Source organism: Flavivirga jejuensis (genome assembly GCF_030540765.1).
Classification (GTDB): Bacteria; Bacteroidota; Bacteroidia; order Flavobacteriales; family Flavobacteriaceae; genus Flavivirga; species Flavivirga jejuensis.
Genome location: NZ_JAUOEL010000009.1, coordinates 247785 through 268244, shown reverse-complemented (window position 1 = coordinate 268244; position 20460 = coordinate 247785). Strand labels below are relative to the sequence as shown.

Below are 20460 nucleotides of genomic sequence, written 5' to 3'. Positions count from 1 at the left end.
GCAATTTAAAGTTACTTAGTCTTGCTGAGCTAGACTACCCAGAGCTTGCGGAAGGTTTAAAGCATAAAATAGGAACAGCGCATGTTTTATTAAAAATTGTCTTTAGAAACTGGCAATAGGTTCTTAAAACGATTCCTGTTAAGCTGATAAGTAACAATATGATTACCAATCAACCCAATAAATTTATCATTAAGTACCCGAAACGTTTTAAGCGTATCCTTCCCTATATTATAAACATAAAAACTAAACTCATATGTATTGTCCATAAGGTTGTATACATCAATAATAGAAGCCTGTTTCCAGATATCAATAGACTCGTAGCGCCCTATCAATTTAGAGTTAACAAAAAGATAGCTGCCATAAGTTGCACTGTACTTGTTTACCAAAAGAGCGGGCGCAGCCAGTTTTTGTTGATTTTTGGAAGTTATGGTACCCACTTTTATTTGAGCACGGCTTATGGTATCAATGGTTTTTCCGAAAAAGTTCAATTGTAAGTCTTTATCAGCAACAATATATTGATTGCGATAGAAGTATGTATACACCAATTTCTGTAATTGATGATTGTATTGAAGAACTCCATCGGTATCAAATAGACCATCTATTTGTCTTTGTAACAGGTTGTAGGAGAAGGTAACCTTACTGGTGTCTGAAAGGCTTATTTTACCAAGGACATTTTCCTTGGTTCGACTGCTGACTGATTGAATGGCTAAACTAGCGGAATCGATGGGGGTTACCTTCGAAAAATAAGCGGGTTTGTCCATGATGGAGTGGGCTTTCCAATCTGTTGTATTGCCTCTGGAGATATAGGGCGTTATACCGTCCACGAGGAAGAAATAGGGTGGGATCACCCGGAGCTGTACAAATTGGAACAGTAGGCTGTCTTGATCCAAAGCTAAACGGATCTCCTGTTTTTTCTGAAGGGATGTGTCTAGGATCATTAGATTTAGAGGTGCTGTGAAATTACCCAGATAAATCTGTCCAGCATCAGCTCCAGCAATATAATAGGAATTGTATGTAAGATCCAGTGCTTTGGCTTTTATTGCAGGATGCCCAGGAAATCGCCGAATAAAACTATTGTCACGATGTAATCCCTTTTCTGAAAGGGTAAATAATAAAGCAATAAAACCGATACCACATACCATGCAGAAGAAAAGTGAGGGATATGGTTTTTTACGGATTATTATAATCCCAATAAAAGCAAGAACAACATAGATTATATTGAAGATTAGATGCTCGGTCCAATCCAATTTTTCCAAAACACCCCCACAGGAACAAGGAATATGATCACTAAAATTCAAAATGATAACGATATAGGTCGTGAACATGGCCATAAGTGTAAAAGCAGCATATAAGGCTAGCAACCTAAATCGTGGTATGATTAGCATCAATGCGATTAGGATCTCAATAGAAGGTACTATCCAGGCCAACCAACCTGCATAAGTGGTAAGTACGGGAGATTGCCCTATCTGAATCATAAATTCATCAAAAACCAAAAATTTGCTTATTGCCGCATATACAAACAATACGATATACAGGATATAAATACATTCCAGCAAAATGGTTTTATGTTTACTATATATGTTCATATCATTTATTCTAAAATCGATAGGAAAAGATCCATTTAACTTTGAAATAGCGCCCACAAATCTCACTATTACTATGATTATTGGATCATGACAGATGAATTCAAAGTATAAAAAAATGGTTTTGTATGAAAAACAATCCAAATATTGTATTGGATACTTCAACTGCACTCAGCGCTAGTTGTTCAGCACAGGCTCTGCCGAAATATTTTAACGCTCTGATATCCATATCGATTTCAACAAAGCCTGTCTTGAGCTAAGGCTAAAGGTTTCAACCCTGATTATGCAATAAAACTTCATCGTGAAGCTTGAAATTGCAATAAATACTATTGTTCTCTTAATTTTAGCATAGCATAGCCTATGGTGACATTCAAAAATGCAGCAAAGCAACAGTATTTGCATTGGTTTTTGGATGGAATAAATTTTCTATGGCATAATCTGGGTTCAATCTAACAAAGTAAGTTACAATACTTTTTCAGTCCACTTAAAGGCTGCCACATGGGGACGCCTTTATCTTAAACTTCACAAAACAATCACTTATGGCTCATACAAATGCAGACTACAAGTAGAGCCATCACCCTGAAGTTTATACAGTCCGACAGATCCATAACCAAGCACAGTAATGGTACAATTTACAAAGCCACCTGTAGCACACTCAATATTTGATATTTTCTTACACTGTTCAGGGGCTTGGCTGGAGTCCAAAACTTGGTAATACCCTTTAGTGATAATAAAGTCATCTGCGTCATTTAGAGCAGGAGAAAAAGCCAAAGATGCCACAAGGGTCATCATAAAGACAATGGGATGTAAAATGGATTTAAAAAAATTACGTTTCATAATATAGATATTTAAAAATTAATGACCTACTCTCTTTAACAGGTTTTCGGTCTTAGCCCTGACTGCAGTATTTTTGGTTCTAGACTTTTTGCTCTAGACTTTGTTTTTTGTCTTTTATCTTAGGTTTTATTCATGATTTTATAGTATAAAAGAGGAGTATATAGTGTCAAAAATCAATCATTTTCTCAGCGTTGCACAAATAAATACTCGTATAAAAAGAAAGTAAAGAAACACTAATAACGTGTTATTGTGATAGTAATAGATTTATAATTTATTGGTAATCATTTGTTTATAAATAATTTATGATTTATTACGGATATAGGCTTACTCCAAAGGGATAATAATTTATCTGAGAGGGATTTGTTTAAGCCTATTGGTATGAGCAGGGGGATAATCTGATAACAGTATTTGGAATATTTTTCTTCAACTTTTTTAAAAAATTCTGAAAGCTTGATGTTATGAGCTTCGCAGATTTTATTTAATGTTTCAATCTGCATAGCATATCTCTTATCATTTAGAATTCGTCTAACCGTCTTTTCGTCAATGTTACGATATAAAGCGAATGAGTTTTTAGATTTACTAATTCATTCTTCTGATACATATTTGCAATATTGCTGATAAAAAAACTGGAAACTATTGCTTTGAGTCTTGCATTATAAAACTAGTAATTTTAAAAACCACGAAATAATAAGTGGATTCGCTCCTAGGCGTGGTGTGGGCTCTCTTATCGTGGTTAGGGTATACTAGTACTTATAATGTAATTAAGTTGAGGTTTACGCCTTTTTGTATCTATACATTGGGCTTTTAATGAGGTGTTTATCTCTTTTTTTTAAGCAACTTCAACTTTGTGAAATATTATAAAACAAGCATTTTTAACTTTAAATAGTTATGTGCTATTTTTTATTTAAAGTGACCTTGTATTGAGCAATTGAAAGGATAAAAGAAAACCTAAAAAACAAAGTTAATGATTCATGAGAAATTTTGCTTCAGAATGAGGGCTTAAGACGACAAAATAAACTAAAGGATAAGATTTAAACGGTTTCTTAGGTTTACAGAGACTTAATCTAAGAATTTAAAGACTTTTAATAATTCTGAAATATTGAAAGAGCTATACTTAGGTAAAACTAATGAGCATACATAAGTTCCAGAGAAATAAGAGATTGCTTTATATTGTCCACAATATTTAAAGGTGCTTTCCCAAACGGTTCCTTTTTTTACAATTTCGTCTAATTCCAGTAATTTAAAGTCGATCATTAAGCCAGTTCTGAATATTTTCGAAAGCGCCTCTTTTGCCGTCCAAAGAAGTGTATAACCTTTCGCTTCTTCGGAAAATAAGTATTCAACTAATTGAATCTCCTCTAAAGTCATTTGATCTTTTAAAACGCCCCTGTTATTTGTGTTAATTTCTTCAAAATCAATGCCCATTGGATGACTTTCTGGGAATGCTATACTGAGTCCTATATTATTACAATGACTAATACTTAACTGAATGTTCTGTATAGCGAGGCATTTAACTACTGGAAATTCAAATACAGCTACATCTATAAAAATAGCATTGAATGGATTAAAGTGAGTCAATTCAGAAATAGCTCTTTTGGCAGATAATCTACCAAGAAGATAACTCATCTTTCTCCGCTCATGCTTATAAGAGGAGTAAATTTCCAATTCTTTAGGATGAAGTTCTGCTAAGTTTAATTCTAGGGCCTTAATGGAACCACTTATGATGGATATACCGAAATGATGCTCTGAATTTTTTCTGGTTAAAGGTATTAAAGCGGCTATTGTTTTCATGATTCTAAGATATTTATTTCAGTCTTAAAGTCTTTAATTTAATGTCTTAATGCGTATAGCTAACTATAAATAATGGCTTAAGAAAATAACAGGAGGATTAAATCGAAGGTCTCGAAAAATAATTGACTTTAAAATACTAATATATACATATTTGTGCGAAAATTTGACTTTTTGTACATGCAAATTGAATGCAGGAAACTAAATCAAGCAAATTTCCAATGCGTTTTGTGATTTAAATGTAATTGATAAAAAGCATCCTGATTTGAGAGTCGTTTGCTCTTAAAAGAAAATGATCCGTCAGCTCCCAAAGGAGACCATGTAATTTCCTTAGTCATTTAGGAATTCTTTAATCCCTTCAAGGCTTAATTTGTATAGATATACTTTGTGCTCTTTTGTAATCTGATCCTTTAAGTCAAGCCGACCTGTTATAGCTGTTTGCGCATGTGTTCCAAAGCTGAATAGAAGAACATATATAAGGTACTTTTTATAAAAAATGATTACTTATAAAAAATAAAAAAGAGAGTTATTTATGATCTTTAATTTTAGAGAAAATTAAGTAGGCTCTTTTCTATAAAAGTCTTTATAGCACTTATTAAATAAGTTCCCAAGCTTAAAAACAAACAATTAGCCTCTAAAAAAACTAAAGCTCCTTAAAAAGGAGCTTTAGAGTTAGTCTCTGTATTTTTTTTAGTGACCTGTTAAACGATTACCAACGTATGGCTATGTTTATGTGTAATTTTTATCTAAACAATCATGTTAAAAGTTTGTTTAGAAGTTTAAGTAAATTACTGATTTATAAAAGTTTTTCACAATGTTTACTAATTTTACGAGAAGGGGACACTGTTCTTCCAGTTGAACTATTTATGTATCCACCTAGAGTGATATTTCCATATTCAACCCCATCAAAATCTTTTCTGAAACCGTATAAATCATAAAATAACTCACCTTTATCATTTTTAGTAACTATAACAGCAGCCCTAGATTTATTTGTAATCGGATTAGGGTATTCTTCTGCTCTTTGAACATGCCATCTATTATCAGGGAGCCAAAGCTTAACAAATTTATGTCCTTTAGGTTCGTGCTTTAAGAAGATTTGTTTAAATTCTTCTTCTAATTTAGGGTCAGAAGCCTTAGCTCTAATATTTTTAGGGATGCAATTATCCATAGTAATATAAGAGTGATCATCTCCATCTATTATTAAATCAATTTCTCCTGTAGCAATAGGGGCAAAATCAAAATGAATAATATTTGATTTGGGTATTAGTTCTAACTTTAGTTTATGAGTTCCAGGAGTAAGAAGTTCTTCTTTAGCCAAAAGATCTTCATATAAAGTCTCTCCAAAATAAAAACCATTATCGTCTTTAAGATCAGCTATTGAGGTGGGGAAAGTTGCGAAATCCTCAGAGTTAAATTTTTTTGATTCTCTATTGGTTTCGCCTACTGGCTTTCCGTCCAAATATATTTTCCATATCGTGTATGAAAAATGTTTACAATCGTATTTTTTTTCATTTATATCTTTTATTTTTTCTTTTCCACTCTCAGCTAATTGAATCATCATGCTATTGGCTGATGAATTTTTCATATAAGCCCTCATCGAAAGTTTATCCCCCATTTTGTAAGACGTAATATATTTTGATTCTGGTAATTCTCGTTCAAAATCATGATTCGAAAAAAGAATTTTACCGACATTATTTTTGTATTGTTCAAAATCTAAAACCTCTTCTTCGTAAAGGTCTAACCTCTTAAGTTTTTTACTTAATTTGCTAGTTTTTGTTTTGGTTTGTGCTTCAGAAATATTGTAAGTAGCTAGGGATAAAGCAATTACAATTAAAATTTTAAGGTGTTTCATTTTTGTAGTTTTTTGGGTTTTTTATTATTTAATGTTTGTCAATATTCTAAATAAAGGGTTGTTTCATGTTATTTCTTATTTTATATAACTGACGGGAGGGACCACAGTTGACTTATTTCATGTATTTTCATTTGTAAATTTAATATCTAATAGATTACTAATTCGCTTAAAATCATTTGACGATTTGTTGCTTGAAACTCCACCAGAGTTTTCAGATTTTTGGGCGAATATAGCAAAAGAGCTAGGGTTTTCCGAAAGAAAAATTAGAAGCAATGCTCACAAAATTTTGTTGAGTATTTTTACTTGTTGTTAATCAGTATAATAGTCGATTTATTTTTTTTGATTTTCGTCTAATTTTTTTTCTAGTTTCATTTTTTTTGATATAAGAAGGGGTGTTGTAAGACTAATATCCCTGTCTGCTATTTAGAAAAAGTTACAAAATGAGATAAGCTACGCATAGGTCTAAAGTAGGTCAACAAAGTCATTCACTTCATATTACAAAAAGTATTATAAACTCATATTTTGTGTAAAAACCTTAAAAACAGGGTGTTATTAGGTTTTCTGTGCCGGGTTTATATTAAGCTATAAAAAATGTTAGCATTTTGGTAACATTAAAAAGGTTAGGGTTTAATTTTTAGACATCAGACTAATACTGGTTTTGACGATCTTTTTAAAATGACTAATACTTAGCTGAATGTTCTGTATAGCAAGGCATTTAACTACTGGAAATTCAAATACAGCTACATCTATAAAAATAGCATTGAATGGATTAAAGTGAGTCAATTCAGAAATAGCTCTTTTGGCAGATAATCTACCAAGAAGATAACTCATCTTTCTCCGTTCATGCTTATAAGAGGAGTAAATTTCCAATTCTTTAGGATGAAGCTCTGCTAAGTTTAATTCTAAGGCTTTAAAGGAACCACTTATCTTGGATATCCCTAAATGATGCTCTGAATTTTTTCTGATTAAAGGTATTAAAGCGGCTATTGTTTTCATGATTCTAAGATATTTGTTTCTGTCTTAAAGTCCTTGAATTTAATGTCTTAGTGTGTGTAACTGCCTCTAAATGAGAATACAAATAAATAAGTAGGATAATACTTTCATAAGAAAACAGATTTTTCATATATTTATTGATGAATATATTTCTGAAATAACAGGGGAACTAAATCGAATATCTCGAAAAATAATTGACTTTAAAATACCAATATATACATATTTGTACGAAAATATAACTTTTTGTATATGCAAATTGAATGCAGGGAACTAAATCAAGCAAATTTCCAATGCGTTTTGTGATTTACTTGAACTTGTTACAAATATAAAAAACACTAACATGGAATCATCAGAGATAAGCTTGCTAACTACAGCTGAACATAAGAAAATTGTAATAGATTGGAACCATACGGATGTAGCCTATCCTTCAGAAAAAACAATCTACCAGTTATTTGAAGACCAGGTTTTAAAAACACCAGATAAGCTTGCAGCAGTATTCGAACAAGAAACACTCACGTATGCAGAACTCAATGCAAAAGTCAATCAATTAGCACGCTATTTACGTACCCAAACAACAGTTACTCCAGATACATTAATAGCGCTTTGTTTAGATAGAAGTCTGGATATGATTATCGGAATTTTAGGTGTTCAAAAAGCAGGAGGTGCCTATGTTCCTATAGATCCTGAATATCCTTCAGATAGAATCAATTATATTTTAGAAGATACCAGGAGTTCCATTGTTTTAACTCAATCCCATTTGGTTGAGGTTCTAAAGAAAGTGAGTGATGTAAAACTAATAACATTAAATACAATACCTTATAAGGATGAACAATCACATAATCTTGTTTTACAAAATACAGCCACAGACCTTGCTTATGTGATTTACACTTCAGGCACAACAGGAAAACCAAAAGGAGCAGTTGTAAGCCATCAATTATTAGTAAACAGATTGGTATGGCAAAAGGAAACATACGATTTTAATGAAAGCGATACCGTTTTACAAAAAACACCTTATGTTTTTGATGTCTCTGTTTGGGAATTATTACTACCCTTAATTTCGGGTAGTAAACTGCTTTTTGCAAAAGTAAACGGACATAAGGAACCAGCATATTTACATACGATCATCAAACGCCAAAAAGTGACTAAACTACACTTTGTACCAAGTATGTTAAATGGTTTTATTGCGTATTTGAAAAATAATAATGACAATAAGTTACCCTTTGTAAAGTCCATTTTTTGTAGTGGCGAAGCTTTGCCCATTCAACTGGCTAATGACTTTAAGAATTTATTTCCAAGCATAAAATTAAATAATCTCTACGGACCAACAGAAGTAGCAATAGATGTAAGTTCTTATGATGACATAAAATCCAATGCTACCGTGATTCCAATAGGGAAGCCCATTCAAAACATTAAGTTTTATGTATTGAACGCTAACATCCAGGCAGTACCTATTGGTGTGGTGGGAGAATTATTTATCGGAGCACAAGACCTTTCCCGTGGTTATTTAAATCGCCCCGAACTTACGGCAGAAAAATTCATCACCAACCCTTTTGCAACAGACGACGACCTAGCTAAGGGCTATAATAAATTATACAAAACAGGTGATTTGGTAAGATGGCTCCCCGATGGCAACATAGAATACATAGGAAGAAATGATTTTCAGGTTAAAATTAGAGGTTTTAGAATCGAGTTGGGAGAAATTGAAAATACCTTAGTTGCTATTGATGGAATAACACAAGCTTGCGTACTGGCCAAAGAAAGAAATGGCAATAAATACCTAGCAGCTTATTTCACTTCCGAGTTAGCCATCACAGAGGAAGTTCTTATAAAAATACTGTCCGCACAATTACCCGAATATATGGTACCAAGTGCTTTTGTAGCATTAGAAAGCTTTCCTTTAACAATCAATGGAAAATTAGATCGTAAGGCATTGCCAGACCCTGATTTTACCGATGAGTCGAGTTATGTGGCACCAACATCAGATTTAGAGATTAAATTATGTGGTATTTGGCAAGCCGTATTAAACCTTGAAAAAATAGGTATATCTGATGATTTCTTTAGAATAGGAGGGGACTCTATTTTGAGTATTCAGTTAAGTTCAAGACTAAGAAAACATGGTTTAAACTGTAGCGTTAGTGCTATTTTTGATCATAGAACAGTTCAGCAATTAGCCCAGTTTATAGCCTCCGAAGTGGATACGGTTCAGATTCTTGCAGAACAAGGAAACCTAGAAGGAGCGTTTGATTTACTACCCATCCAACAATGGTTCTTTGATAAAGTAGACGCAAAACAACTTCCTGAATATAACCATTGGAATCAAAGCTTTTTAGTCAAAGTTCCCGAACTAGAGGTAGAAAAACTTCAAAAGATCATTGAAGCTTTGGCAGCACAGCATGATATTTTACGGACTAATTTTAGCGCTACCGTTACTAAACAACGGTATTCCACAACGACCAATGTTCCACAGCTACACAGACTAAATGTTTCGGATTTATCAAAAGAAGCCATAAACGAGAGATTAACAAACTGGCAAAGTCATTTTGATATTCATAAAGGCCCTTTATGGAGTGTTGCCTATCTTGAAGGTTATGCAGATAAAACAGCTCGCTTATATTTTGCATTACATCACTTAATTGTAGATGCTGTTTCGTGGAGAATACTAATCGAAGATTTTCAATCTTTGTATAACAACGAAACTTTAGGAGATAAATCGAGTAGTTACCGTCAGTGGGTAGATGAAATCTCAAAATACGAAGAAAAGCACCCCAAAGAAAAAGCATATTGGGATTCTGTTTTAAAAACAATGCCTACATACGATGTTCTTGAAAAGCAAGCGGCATTCAGTAACATTGAAATCAGCCAAAAACTTACGGGTGATTTATTGCAACAAGCCAATAAAGCATACCATACCGAGGTGAATGATTTACTCTTAACAGCATTAGGTTTAACACTTCAAAGTTGGAACAAAAAAACAAGGAACGTAATTACCTTAGAAGGACACGGTCGAGAGCAGCTAAATGAAACGATCGATCATAGTAAAACCGTAGGTTGGTTTACTACTATGTATCCTGTTGAACTTTCAGTGGAAGATAATCTAGAATCAAGTATCAAAGGAATCAAGGAAAGTTTACGTGCTATTCCAAACAAAGGCATTGGCTTTGGAGCCATCTATCCTAACGGTTATATCAATTTACCAAGTATAACCTTTAACTATTTGGGGCAATTTGATACTCAAGACGGCTATTGGCAAGTCTTATCCGAAAACTCAGGTATTCCTATACATATAAATAATATTGAATCAGATATTATTAACATTACTGGAATGGTGACGGATGGCCAGCTCAATTTTAGTATCATTAGTCAATTGGGTGAAAATGAAACAATGGAATTTTCAAGGAATTTCCAAAGACACTTGGAAGACATTGTAGCACATTGTTTGAATAAAATCAATAACAAAGAAACAAAGCACACCCCAAGTGATTTTGAAACGGTTACTATTTCAGAGTCCTTATTGGATAAAATTCAGAAAGATAGACAAGTGGAATCAATCTATTTAGCCAATAGTCTACAGCAAGGATTTATCTACCATGCACTGAGTCAAGCAGAGGATGATGCCTATAGAGGACAGTTTTTATTTGACTATAATCAAACGTTAAACATTGATAATTACATACAATCTTGGGAGTTGGCGATTGAAAAGTATCCCATCCTTCGAACTGGTTTTAACTGGGAAGAATCATTGATCCAAGTTGTTTATTCGACCGCAAAGTTAAACTGCAGAACAATTGATATAAGTGCTCTATCACAAACAGAGCGAGAAGAACATATTATTAATTTACAACAAGAAGATAGAACTATTGCATTTGATTTAACACAACCTTGCCTGTTGCGGCTCTATATTATTAGACAATCTGTTGATCATTACACGATCTTAAAGTCTGAACACCACAGTATTATGGATGGTTGGAGTGGTCCGTTATTACTGAATAATGTTCATAAGAATTACATAGAATTGCAACAAAACAGACCTGTAAAAATCGCTGTAGATACCGCTTATTTAGAGGCGCAAAACTTTTTCGCCAAACACATTGATATAGTAAAAGCGTATTGGCAAACAAAAAAGAGAACGATAGTACAAACCAACGATTTAAATCCGCTATTGTCTTGTAAACAAGTATTGGATACCGTTAAAACTTTGGCTGAACCTTCTAGCACAAGTATTGAAATTACAGGCGAGCAATATGTAGCATTAAAGAACTTGACCAAAAGAGAAGGCTTACCTTTAAATACGCTGATACAATTTGCCTGGCATAAACTCATTCAGGTATACACTCAAGATACACAAACGATAGTAGGAACAACCATTTCTGGTCGCGCCATTCCAGTGTCAGGAATCGAAGCTAGTGTTGGATTATTCATCAACACCTTGCCTTTGATTATCGATTGGGATAACGACCATACCGTATTAGAACAAATCCAGTATATCCACCAGCAAATCACAGACCTTAATAGCCACAGTTTCGCAAATTTGGCGAGCTTACAAGAAGAAGGGAAGCGCCTGTTCCATAGTCTTCTTGTATTTGAAAACTATCCAATACCTGCCAAATCAGAAAATCCAAGTGCGGATGATTTAAGTCCTGAGTACCAGTATTCAGTAGAGAAATTAGATTACCCATTGGGGCTTACAGCTCATGAAAATGGCACAGGATTGGTGATCAATTTACAATCAGATAAAACACTTTTAAGTGAAGAGAAGTCAAGGTACCATCTAGAAAAAATCAAATTGATTTTAGATGAATTAATTGTGAATTTAAATAAGAAACACCACAGTTTATCTACTCTTACGCCATTAGAATATGAGCAAATTGTATTGAACTGGAATAAAATAAATTTAGATTATCCAAAGGATAAAACGATATGTCAGCTATTTGAAGACCAATCATTAAAGACGCCAAATAATATAGCAATCGTATTTGAAGCACAACAATTTACTTATGCAGAGTTAAATGCAAAGGCCAATCAATTAGCGCGGTATTTGCAATCACAAACAACCATTAATCCAGATACATTAATCGCATTATGTTTGGATCGAAGTCCAGAAATGATCATAGGAATTTTGGGTATTTTGAAAACTGGTGGCGCTTATGTGCCTATTGATCCAGAATATCCTTCAGATCGGATCCTCTATATGCTTAGAGACACCAATACACCTCTTGTTTTAACGCAATCAGGTTTGGTGGAAAAATTAGAACAAGTAAGTGATGTACGATTGATCGCCTTGGATTTGAGATGCTATGAAACTGAATTAACAAATAACTTACCCCAACAGAATAAGGCAACAGATTTGGCGTATGTTATTTATACCTCAGGGACAGCAGGTCTCCCGAAAGGAGTCATGAATACGCATCGGAATATCACAAGTTTAGTCCTTAATAACTTTATAGAAGTTGAAGACCACGATTCGTTTGTTTTATTGTCTTCACCAGTATTTGATGCCTCGACTTTCGAAATATGGATGCCACTATGTTATGGTGCAAAATTAGTTATTCCATTAAATACAATGGCATTAGCTTCAAGTTCCAGTTGTTTTAAAACGTTCTTAGATAAAAATAACATAAGTATCTTATGGCTAACGAAAACCTTATTCAACACAATATTTATTAACGATCCATCCGCACTAAGTAATCTAAAATATTTGTTAGTTGGAGGTGAAGCATTGGATGTAAATATTATAAATTCACTGATCTCCACCAAAGAAAAGGCGTCATATACCCTCAATGGATATGGTCCTACAGAGAGTACCACATTTGCTACAACATATCTTATCGAAGATCAAATAGAAAGTCATTCAGTTCCGATAGGTAAGGGAATAGATAACCGATCATTATACGTAGTCGATAAAAACATGAGCCCAGTTCCTATAGGTGTTATAGGAGAGTTATTAATAGGAGGAGCTGGATTAGCGAGAGGTTACTTGAATCAAGAAGCGCTTACGGCTCAAAAGTTTATTTCAAATCCCTTTGCCAGTAAAACAGATATAGAAAATGGCTATACACAATTATACAAAACAGGAGATCTGGTTCGCTGGCTACCAGATGGAAATTTGGAATACATTGGTAGAAATGATTTTCAGGTTAAAATAAGAGGGTATCGAATAGAGCTTGGAGAGATTGAAAATGCATTAGTTGCTATTGATGGAATAACGCAAGCTTGTGTGCTAGCTAAAGAAAAGAATGGCAATAAATATTTGGTGGCTTATTTCACTTCAGAGGTGGTAATCACAGAAGAAGCTATTTTAAAAACAGTATCAGTACAATTACCAGAATACATGGTGCCGAATGCTTTTGTTCAACTCGAAAGCTTCCCTTTAACGATTAATGGAAAATTAGACCGCAAGGTATTACCTGACCCCGAGTTTACCAATGAGGTGAGTTATATTGCACCAACATCAGATTTAGAGATCAAGTTATGTGATATTTGGCAAGCCGTATTAAACCTTGAAAAAGTAGGTGTATCAGATAATTTCTTTAGAATTGGAGGGAATTCTATTCAGGCAATAAAATTGTTACATAAAATAAGTAAAGTACTAAATATCCATATTGCCGTATCTGAAATATTTAACTACAAAACAATAGCAAACCTAGCAAAATTCATAGAAGAAAATAGCGCTGAAAATATAACCATTACGCCTCAAAATAAAGCGCGTTATCCATTATCATTTGCTCAAGAGCGGCTATGGTTTATCGAACAATATGAACAAGGAACGAATGCCTATCATATTCCTCTTTTTGTTGAGCTTCAAGAAAATATTAAAAAGGAGAAATTAAAAGAGGCCATTCAAAAAGTTTTCTTAAGACATGATATCCTGAGAACGATCTTGACTCAAAAAAATGGGACGTTTTCCCAAGAAGTTATTGATGAGGCACTTATTATTAATAGTTATCATTATTTAGAAACAGATCTTGAAGCTCAGAAAGAAAGAGATGTTAATACACCTTTTAATTTACAAGATGAAATCCCCATAAGAGTTAGCTTTTATCATCACGATAATCGGGTAATGCTCTTGGTTAATATTCATCATATAGCATCAGACGGATGGTCCTTGGATATACTATTGAATGAGATTCGTGCCATTTATAATGATGATATTTTACCAAACTTACCAATTCAATACAAAGACTTTGCTGCCTGGCAAAGAAACTATTTGGACGGTGAAATATTAGAAAAGCAATCTAAGTACTGGCAAGAAAAACTAAAAGGGTATGAGCCATTATCCCTCCCCACAGATAAGGCCAGGCCAAAAGAAATAGACTATACAGGAGCAGATGTTGCATTTACCATTGAAAAGGAATTATCCAATAACTTAAGGGAATTGTCAAAAGAACTAGGGGTGACTTTATATACCACTTTGCTATCAGGGTTTTATATTTTATTAAGCAAATATTCTTCTCAAGATGATATTATTGTAGGAACTCCTATTGCCAATAGAAACTATTCAGAAATTAAAGATTTGATAGGATTCTTTGTCAATAGTTTGGCACTACGGGAAAACATTAACGCTGAGAATAATGCGAAAGAATTTATATCTCAAGTTCAAAATAACTTAATAAAGGTTCAAAGATATCAAGACATGCCATTCGAGAAAATAGTCGAATCTTTAAATGTAGAACGAGACACTTCAAGGCATCCTATATTTCAGGTTATGTTTAGTTTACAATCTTTTGGGAATAACGCATCAAATGAGCTCTTTAAACATTTGGAATTCGCAGATACACATTCGATAGAAAATCATGACCTGAGTTGTTTTATTGACGACTCACAGAATGAGATTAAAGGTGCCTTCAATTTTGCAACTTCAATTTATAAGGAATCAACTATCAATAGAATGGTTCGCCATTACCTACTTATTCTTAAGCAAATGGTTAATAACCAAAATAAACAGCTTAAAAATTATAGTTTACTAAATCAAGAAGAATATAATCAAATAGTAATAGATTGGAATAAGACAGATTCGCATTATCCAAAAGACAAGACAATGAGTCAGTTGTTTGAAGAACAATCATTAAAGACTCCGAGTCATATGGCATTGATACATGAAGGAAAGCAACTAACTTATCAAGAGCTAAATGAGAAAAGTAATCAATTAGCTGCGCACTTGCGGAAGCAATATATGCAAAGAACTAATCAACCGCTTGCTCCAGACACACGCGTTGCTTTATTCTTGGATCGAAGTTTAGAAATGATCATCGGTATCATGGCTGTTTTGAAATCGGGCGGCGCCTATGTACCCTTAGATCCGTTATCCCCACAGAGTAAAATCAACTATATTCTGGAAGACACGCAAGTTGAACTTGTCCTTACGCAAAAACATTTAAACACTGATGGATATTCTCAACTTCCACAAGAGACCATTGTTTACATTGATTTATCACAAGAATTGTACGTAGACGAGGATAAATCAAATTTGCCTAATCACAGTAAGGCCGTTAATTTAGCCTATACACTCTTCACTTCAGGAACGACGGGTAAACCCAAAGGCGTATCAATAAAACATAGCGCTGTAAGTAACTTGATAAACTTCCATAATAAGAGGTACGCTGCATTGTCAGCCAATCTTCAAGTAGCATTAGTCTCGAGTTATAATTTTGACTTTTCAATTCAACAGCTTTTTAACACGATTTTATTTGGCCATACCTTACATGTTTTATCAAGAGACTGCATATTAAACCCTTCTCAGTTTAATGATTATTTAATAACCAATGAAATCGAGGTTTTTGAAATGACCCCCACATCATTTTCATACCTAATATTGCCCTTTAATAATTATGAATATTCAAAATTAAAGCTGATAAATATTGGAGGAGAAAGTCTTTCGTCAAGTATTATATCTGATTTCTTAGCTAAGAATATTCCAGCAGATATTTCAATAATAAATACGTATGGACCGACCGAGTTTACAGTAGATGCCACTTCGTATGAAATTGATTGTAACCTCGATTCGTTTGTAAATCATGAATCTGTTTTTATAGGAAAGCCTATAGATAATTCAAGAGCTTATATTTTGGACGGCAGTTTAAACCCAGTTCCAGTAGGGGTTGTGGGAGAATTATATTTGGGAGGAGCTGGTTTAGCTGAAGGGTATTTAAATCTTCCTGAGTTAACAAATTCGTCGTTTGTTAAGAACCCATTCGCGACACATAAGGATTTGATGCTAGGATATAAACAACTATATAAAACAGGAGATCTTGTTCGGTGGATGTCTGATGGAAATATAGAATACATTGGAAGAAACGATTTCCAAGTGAAGATTCGGGGATATAGAATTGAATTAGGGGAAATTGAAAACACGCTAATTTCCATTGAAGAGATCAGTCAAGCTTGTGTATTGGCTAAAGAAAAGAATGGAAACGAATATCTAGTAGCGTACTACATTGTTGAGAGTGCCATTACAGAGGAAAAAATATTAAACAGACTCATAGAATTATTACCAGATTATATGGTGCCTTCTTTACTGGTGCAACTCGAACAGTTTCCGTTGACAATAAATGGGAAGCTCGACCGAAAACAATTACCTGACCCTGAATTTACAAGTACAGACCCCTATTTAGCACCAACAAGTGATATGGAGATAGCGCTTTGCCGTGTTTGGCAAAATGTTTTGGACATTGATACTATAGGTATATGTGATAATTTCTTTAGAATAGGAGGTAATTCTATTTTGGCAATCAAGCTATCACATCAAATAAATAAAGCGCTGGATACAGCGACAGTAGTAGCCGATATTTTTAATTATAAAACTGTTCAACAATTATCAAATTACATTTTGAGTTTGGTTGTTGAAGAGGAATACATAGAAATAGAATTATAATGTTAGAATTTTTAAAACTCATTTACAGAGCGAATAATTTAGGAGTCTTTTTGTGGGTAGAGGAAGGTAAATTAAAGTCTAAATTTCCTAAATCATTCAAGGATAAAGATTTGTTAGATCAACTAAGTCAGAATAAGGCTTCGATTATAACTTTATTGGAGAGCAATCAGATTGACTCCAGCGAAATAAAATTACCTCGTATATATCATACACCTATTCTTGATAAGACCCCCCTTTCATTTGCTCAAGAACGACTTTGGTTTATCGAACAGTATGAGCAAGGGACGAATGCGTATCACATACCACTTTTATTTGAATTAGGAGCGGAAACCGATAAAGAGAAATTAAAGTTGGCAATGCGTCAAGTCATCCAACGACATGAGGTATTAAGATCTGTCTTTAAGCAGACAGAAGATGGGCACACACAATATATTATTGCTGATCATCTTATTATTCATGAGTATCACCATCAAGATTTTGCTATTGATGCTCAAATTGAAAAGGATATTAATTTACCTTTTCAATTGCTGGTGGAGCCTCCTATTAGAGTCTGTTTTTATCAAGAGGAAAACCGCCATATCTTATTAATCAATGTGCATCATATCGTATTCGATGGATGGTCTGAGGATGTATTATTGAAAGAAATAAATGCTTTTTATAATGATGAAAAATTAGCCGATGTAACGGTTCAGTATAAAGACTTTGCTATTTGGCAAAAAGAGTATTTACAAGATGACATTTTAGAAAAACAAGTTAATTATTGGCGAGACAAATTACAAGGGTATGAGGCATTATCCTTACCAACAGACAAAGTTAGACCAAAACAGATAGATTATTCTGGAGCAGATGTTTTGTTTACCATTGAAGAAACGCTATCGAATAAATTAAGAGATTTATCAAAAGAACAAGGAGGCACAATGTATGCCACATTGCTATCTGGCTTTTACATTCTATTGAGTAAATATACTGCCCAAACTGATGTCGTAATAGGTACACCCATAGCAAATAGACAGTATACAGAAATACAGGATTTAATTGGATTCTTTGTAAATAGTCTAGCCCTAAGAGAAAATATCGCTCCTGAAAAGAATGTAAAAGAGCTAATCTCGCAAGTCCAAGATAATTTAATCGAGGTGCAAAGACACCAAGATATTCCCTTTGAAAGAATAGTAGATATCTTAAAGGTTGAACAAGATACATCCAGACACCCCATTTTTCAGGTTATGTTTGGTGTTCAATCTTTCGGAGCCGAGAAAGAAAATCGATTGTTTAAACCTTTAGCTTTAAATGACGCTTATGCTATAGCTAAGCTAGACATGAGTTGTTTTATGGATGACTCTAAAAAAGAGATTCAAGGGACATTTAATTATGCAACGGCACTTTATGAACAATCAACCATCGAAAGAATGGTGAATCATTATCTACTCATTTTAGAACAAATGGTAGATGATAAAAGTCAGCAACTAAAAAACATTAATCTACTTACTAGAGCCGAACACAAGAAAATCGTAATAGATTGGAATCGTACGGATGTATGGTATCCTTCAGAAAAAACAATCTACCAGTTATTTGAAGCCCAGGTTTTAAAAACACCAGATAAGCTTGCAGCAGTATTCGAACAAGAAACACTCACGTATGCAGAACTCAATGCAAAAGCCAATCAATTAGCACGCTATTTACGTACTCAAACAACAGTTACTCCAGATACATTAATAGCGCTTTGTTTAGATAGAAGTCTGGATATGATTATCGGAATTTTAGGTGTTCAAAAAGCAGGAGGCGCCTATGTTCCTATAGATCCTGAATATCCTTCAGATCGAATCAATTATATTTTAGAAGATACCAGGAGTGCTATTGTTTTAACCCAATCACATTTGGTTGAGGTTCTAAAGAAAGTGAGTGATGTAAAACTAATAATATTAAATACAATACCTTATAAGGATGAACAATCACATAATCTTGTTTTACAAAATACAGCCACAGACCTTGCTTATGTGATTTACACTTCAGGCACAACAGGAAAACCAAAAGGAGCAGTTGTAAGCCATCAATTATTAGTAAATAGATTGGTATGGCAAAAGGAAGCATACGATTTTAATGAAAGCGATACCGTTTTACAAAAAACACCTTATGTTTTTGATGTCTCTGTTTGGGAATTATTATTACCCTTAATTTCGGGAAGTAAACTGCTTTTTGCAAAAGTAAACGGACACAAGGAACCAGCATATTTACATACGATCATCAAACGCCAAAAAGTGACTAAACTACACTTTGTACCAAGTATGTTAAATGGTTTTATTGCGTATTTGAAAAATAATAATGACAATAAGTTACCCTTTGTAAAGTCCATTTTTTGTAGTGGCGAAGCTTTGCCCATTCAACTGGCTAATGACTTTAAGAATTTATTTCCAAGCATAAAATTAAATAATCTCTACGGACCAACAGAAGTAGCAATAGATGTAAGTTCTTATGATGACATACAACCCAATGCTGCCGTGATTCCAATTGGGAAGCCCATTCAAAACATTAAGTTTTATGTATTGAACGCTAACATTCAAGCGGTACCTATCGGTGTGGTGGGAGAATTATTTATCGGAGCAGAAGACCTTTCCCGAGGTTATTTAAACCGCCCAAAACTCAGTGCAGAAAAATTTATCACCAACCCTTTTGCTACAGAAGATGACCTAGCTAAGGGCTATAATAAATTATACAAAACAGGTGATTTGGTAAGATGGCTTCCAGATGGCAACATAGAATACATAGGAAGAAATGATTTTCAGGTTAAAATTAGAGGTTTTAGAATTGAGCTGGGAGAAATTGAAAATACATTAGTTGCTATTGATGGAATAACACAAGCTTGCGTACTAGCTAAAGAAAGAAATAAAAGTAAATACCTGGTCGCTTATTTCACTTCCGAGTTACCCATCACAGCAGAAGCTATTATAAAAACACTGTCCGCACAATTACCCGAATACATGGTACCTAGTGCTTTTGTATCACTTGAAAGTTTCCCTTTAACAATCAATGGAAAATTAGATCGTAAGGCATTGCCAGACCCAGAGTTTACCAATGAGGCGAGTTATGTTGCACCAACATCAGATTTAGAGATCAAATTATGTGGTATTTGGCAAGCCGTCTTAAACCTTGAAAAAATAGGTATATCGGATGATTTCTTTAGAATAGGAGGGGACTCTATTTTGAGTATTCAGTTAAGTTCAAGACTAAGAAAACATGGTTTAAACTGTAGTGTTAGTGCTATTTTTGATCATAGAACGATTCAGCAATTAGCACAGTTTATAGCCTCCGATGTGGATGCTGTTCAGGTTCTTGCGGAACAAGGTCACTTAGAAGGAGCATTCGATTTACTTCCTATTCAAAAATGTTTCTTTTCTAAAGTAGAAAATAAAGAGATCATTGAATATAACCATTGGAATCATAGTTTTTTAGTCAAAGTACCCGAACTAGAGGTAGAAAAACTTCAAAAGATCATTGAAGCTTTGGCAGCACAGCATGATATTTTACGTGCTAACTTTAGCGCT

At 33.9% G+C, this 20460-nt stretch carries 9 protein-coding genes (1 of these 9 cut by a window edge); 2 read left to right on the top strand and 7 right to left on the bottom strand.

Translation table 11 applies throughout. The features are described 5' to 3' along the window. Window positions 1-89 precede the first annotated feature (89 nt). The 7 genes from Q4Q40_RS22060 to Q4Q40_RS22030 all read right to left on the bottom strand — a co-directional run bounded on the left by Q4Q40_RS22060 (window position 90) and on the right by Q4Q40_RS22030 (window position 7056). Complete coding sequence (locus tag Q4Q40_RS22060; RefSeq protein WP_303304226.1) at window positions 90-1586, bottom strand: MauE/DoxX family redox-associated membrane protein; 1497 nt, start codon at window positions 1584-1586, stop codon at window positions 90-92. 534 nt (window positions 1587-2120) lie between these two features. Then, the gene (locus tag Q4Q40_RS22055) at window positions 2121-2420 is read right to left on the bottom strand and encodes a DUF6520 family protein (protein ID WP_303304225.1); all 300 of its coding nucleotides are present in this window, start codon (window positions 2418-2420) and stop codon (window positions 2121-2123) included. 281 nt (window positions 2421-2701) lie between these two features. Continuing rightward, window positions 2702-2965, bottom strand: coding sequence for a helix-turn-helix domain-containing protein (locus tag Q4Q40_RS22050; protein ID WP_496559864.1), 264 nt, complete (start codon window positions 2963-2965; stop codon window positions 2702-2704). Window positions 2966-3479: 514 nt separating this feature from the next. After that, window positions 3480-4211 carry a 4'-phosphopantetheinyl transferase family protein gene (locus Q4Q40_RS22045; protein WP_303304223.1) on the bottom strand — a complete coding sequence of 244 codons (732 nt, stop codon included), beginning with the start codon at window positions 4209-4211 and terminating at the stop codon, window positions 3480-3482. Between the two features lie 203 nt (window positions 4212-4414). After that, a complete protein-coding gene (locus tag Q4Q40_RS22040) occupies window positions 4415-4546 on the bottom strand; it encodes a hypothetical protein (RefSeq protein WP_303304222.1) in 132 nt (43 codons plus the stop codon). Window positions 4547-5004: 458 nt separating this feature from the next. Continuing rightward, window positions 5005-6060, bottom strand: coding sequence for a hypothetical protein (locus tag Q4Q40_RS22035; protein WP_303304221.1), 1056 nt, complete (start codon window positions 6058-6060; stop codon window positions 5005-5007). Window positions 6061-6687: 627 nt separating this feature from the next. Then, the gene (locus tag Q4Q40_RS22030; RefSeq protein WP_303304220.1) at window positions 6688-7056 is read right to left on the bottom strand and encodes a hypothetical protein; all 369 of its coding nucleotides are present in this window, start codon (window positions 7054-7056) and stop codon (window positions 6688-6690) included. Between the two features lie 337 nt (window positions 7057-7393). Between Q4Q40_RS22030 and Q4Q40_RS22025 the strand changes: the two genes are divergently transcribed. Together Q4Q40_RS22025 and Q4Q40_RS22020 are read left to right on the top strand one after the other, a co-directional pair. After that, entirely contained in the window at window positions 7394-16921 is a 9528-nt protein-coding gene (locus Q4Q40_RS22025) for a non-ribosomal peptide synthetase (RefSeq protein WP_303304219.1), read from the top strand. Beyond that, on the top strand, window positions 16921-20460 hold the start of the coding sequence (locus tag Q4Q40_RS22020; protein ID WP_303304218.1) for a non-ribosomal peptide synthase/polyketide synthase. It continues 16920 nt past the right edge of the window; only the first 3540 of its 20460 coding nucleotides appear in the window; its start codon is at window positions 16921-16923; the stop codon falls past the right edge of the window. The genes Q4Q40_RS22025 and Q4Q40_RS22020 overlap by 1 nt, the downstream gene beginning before the upstream one ends.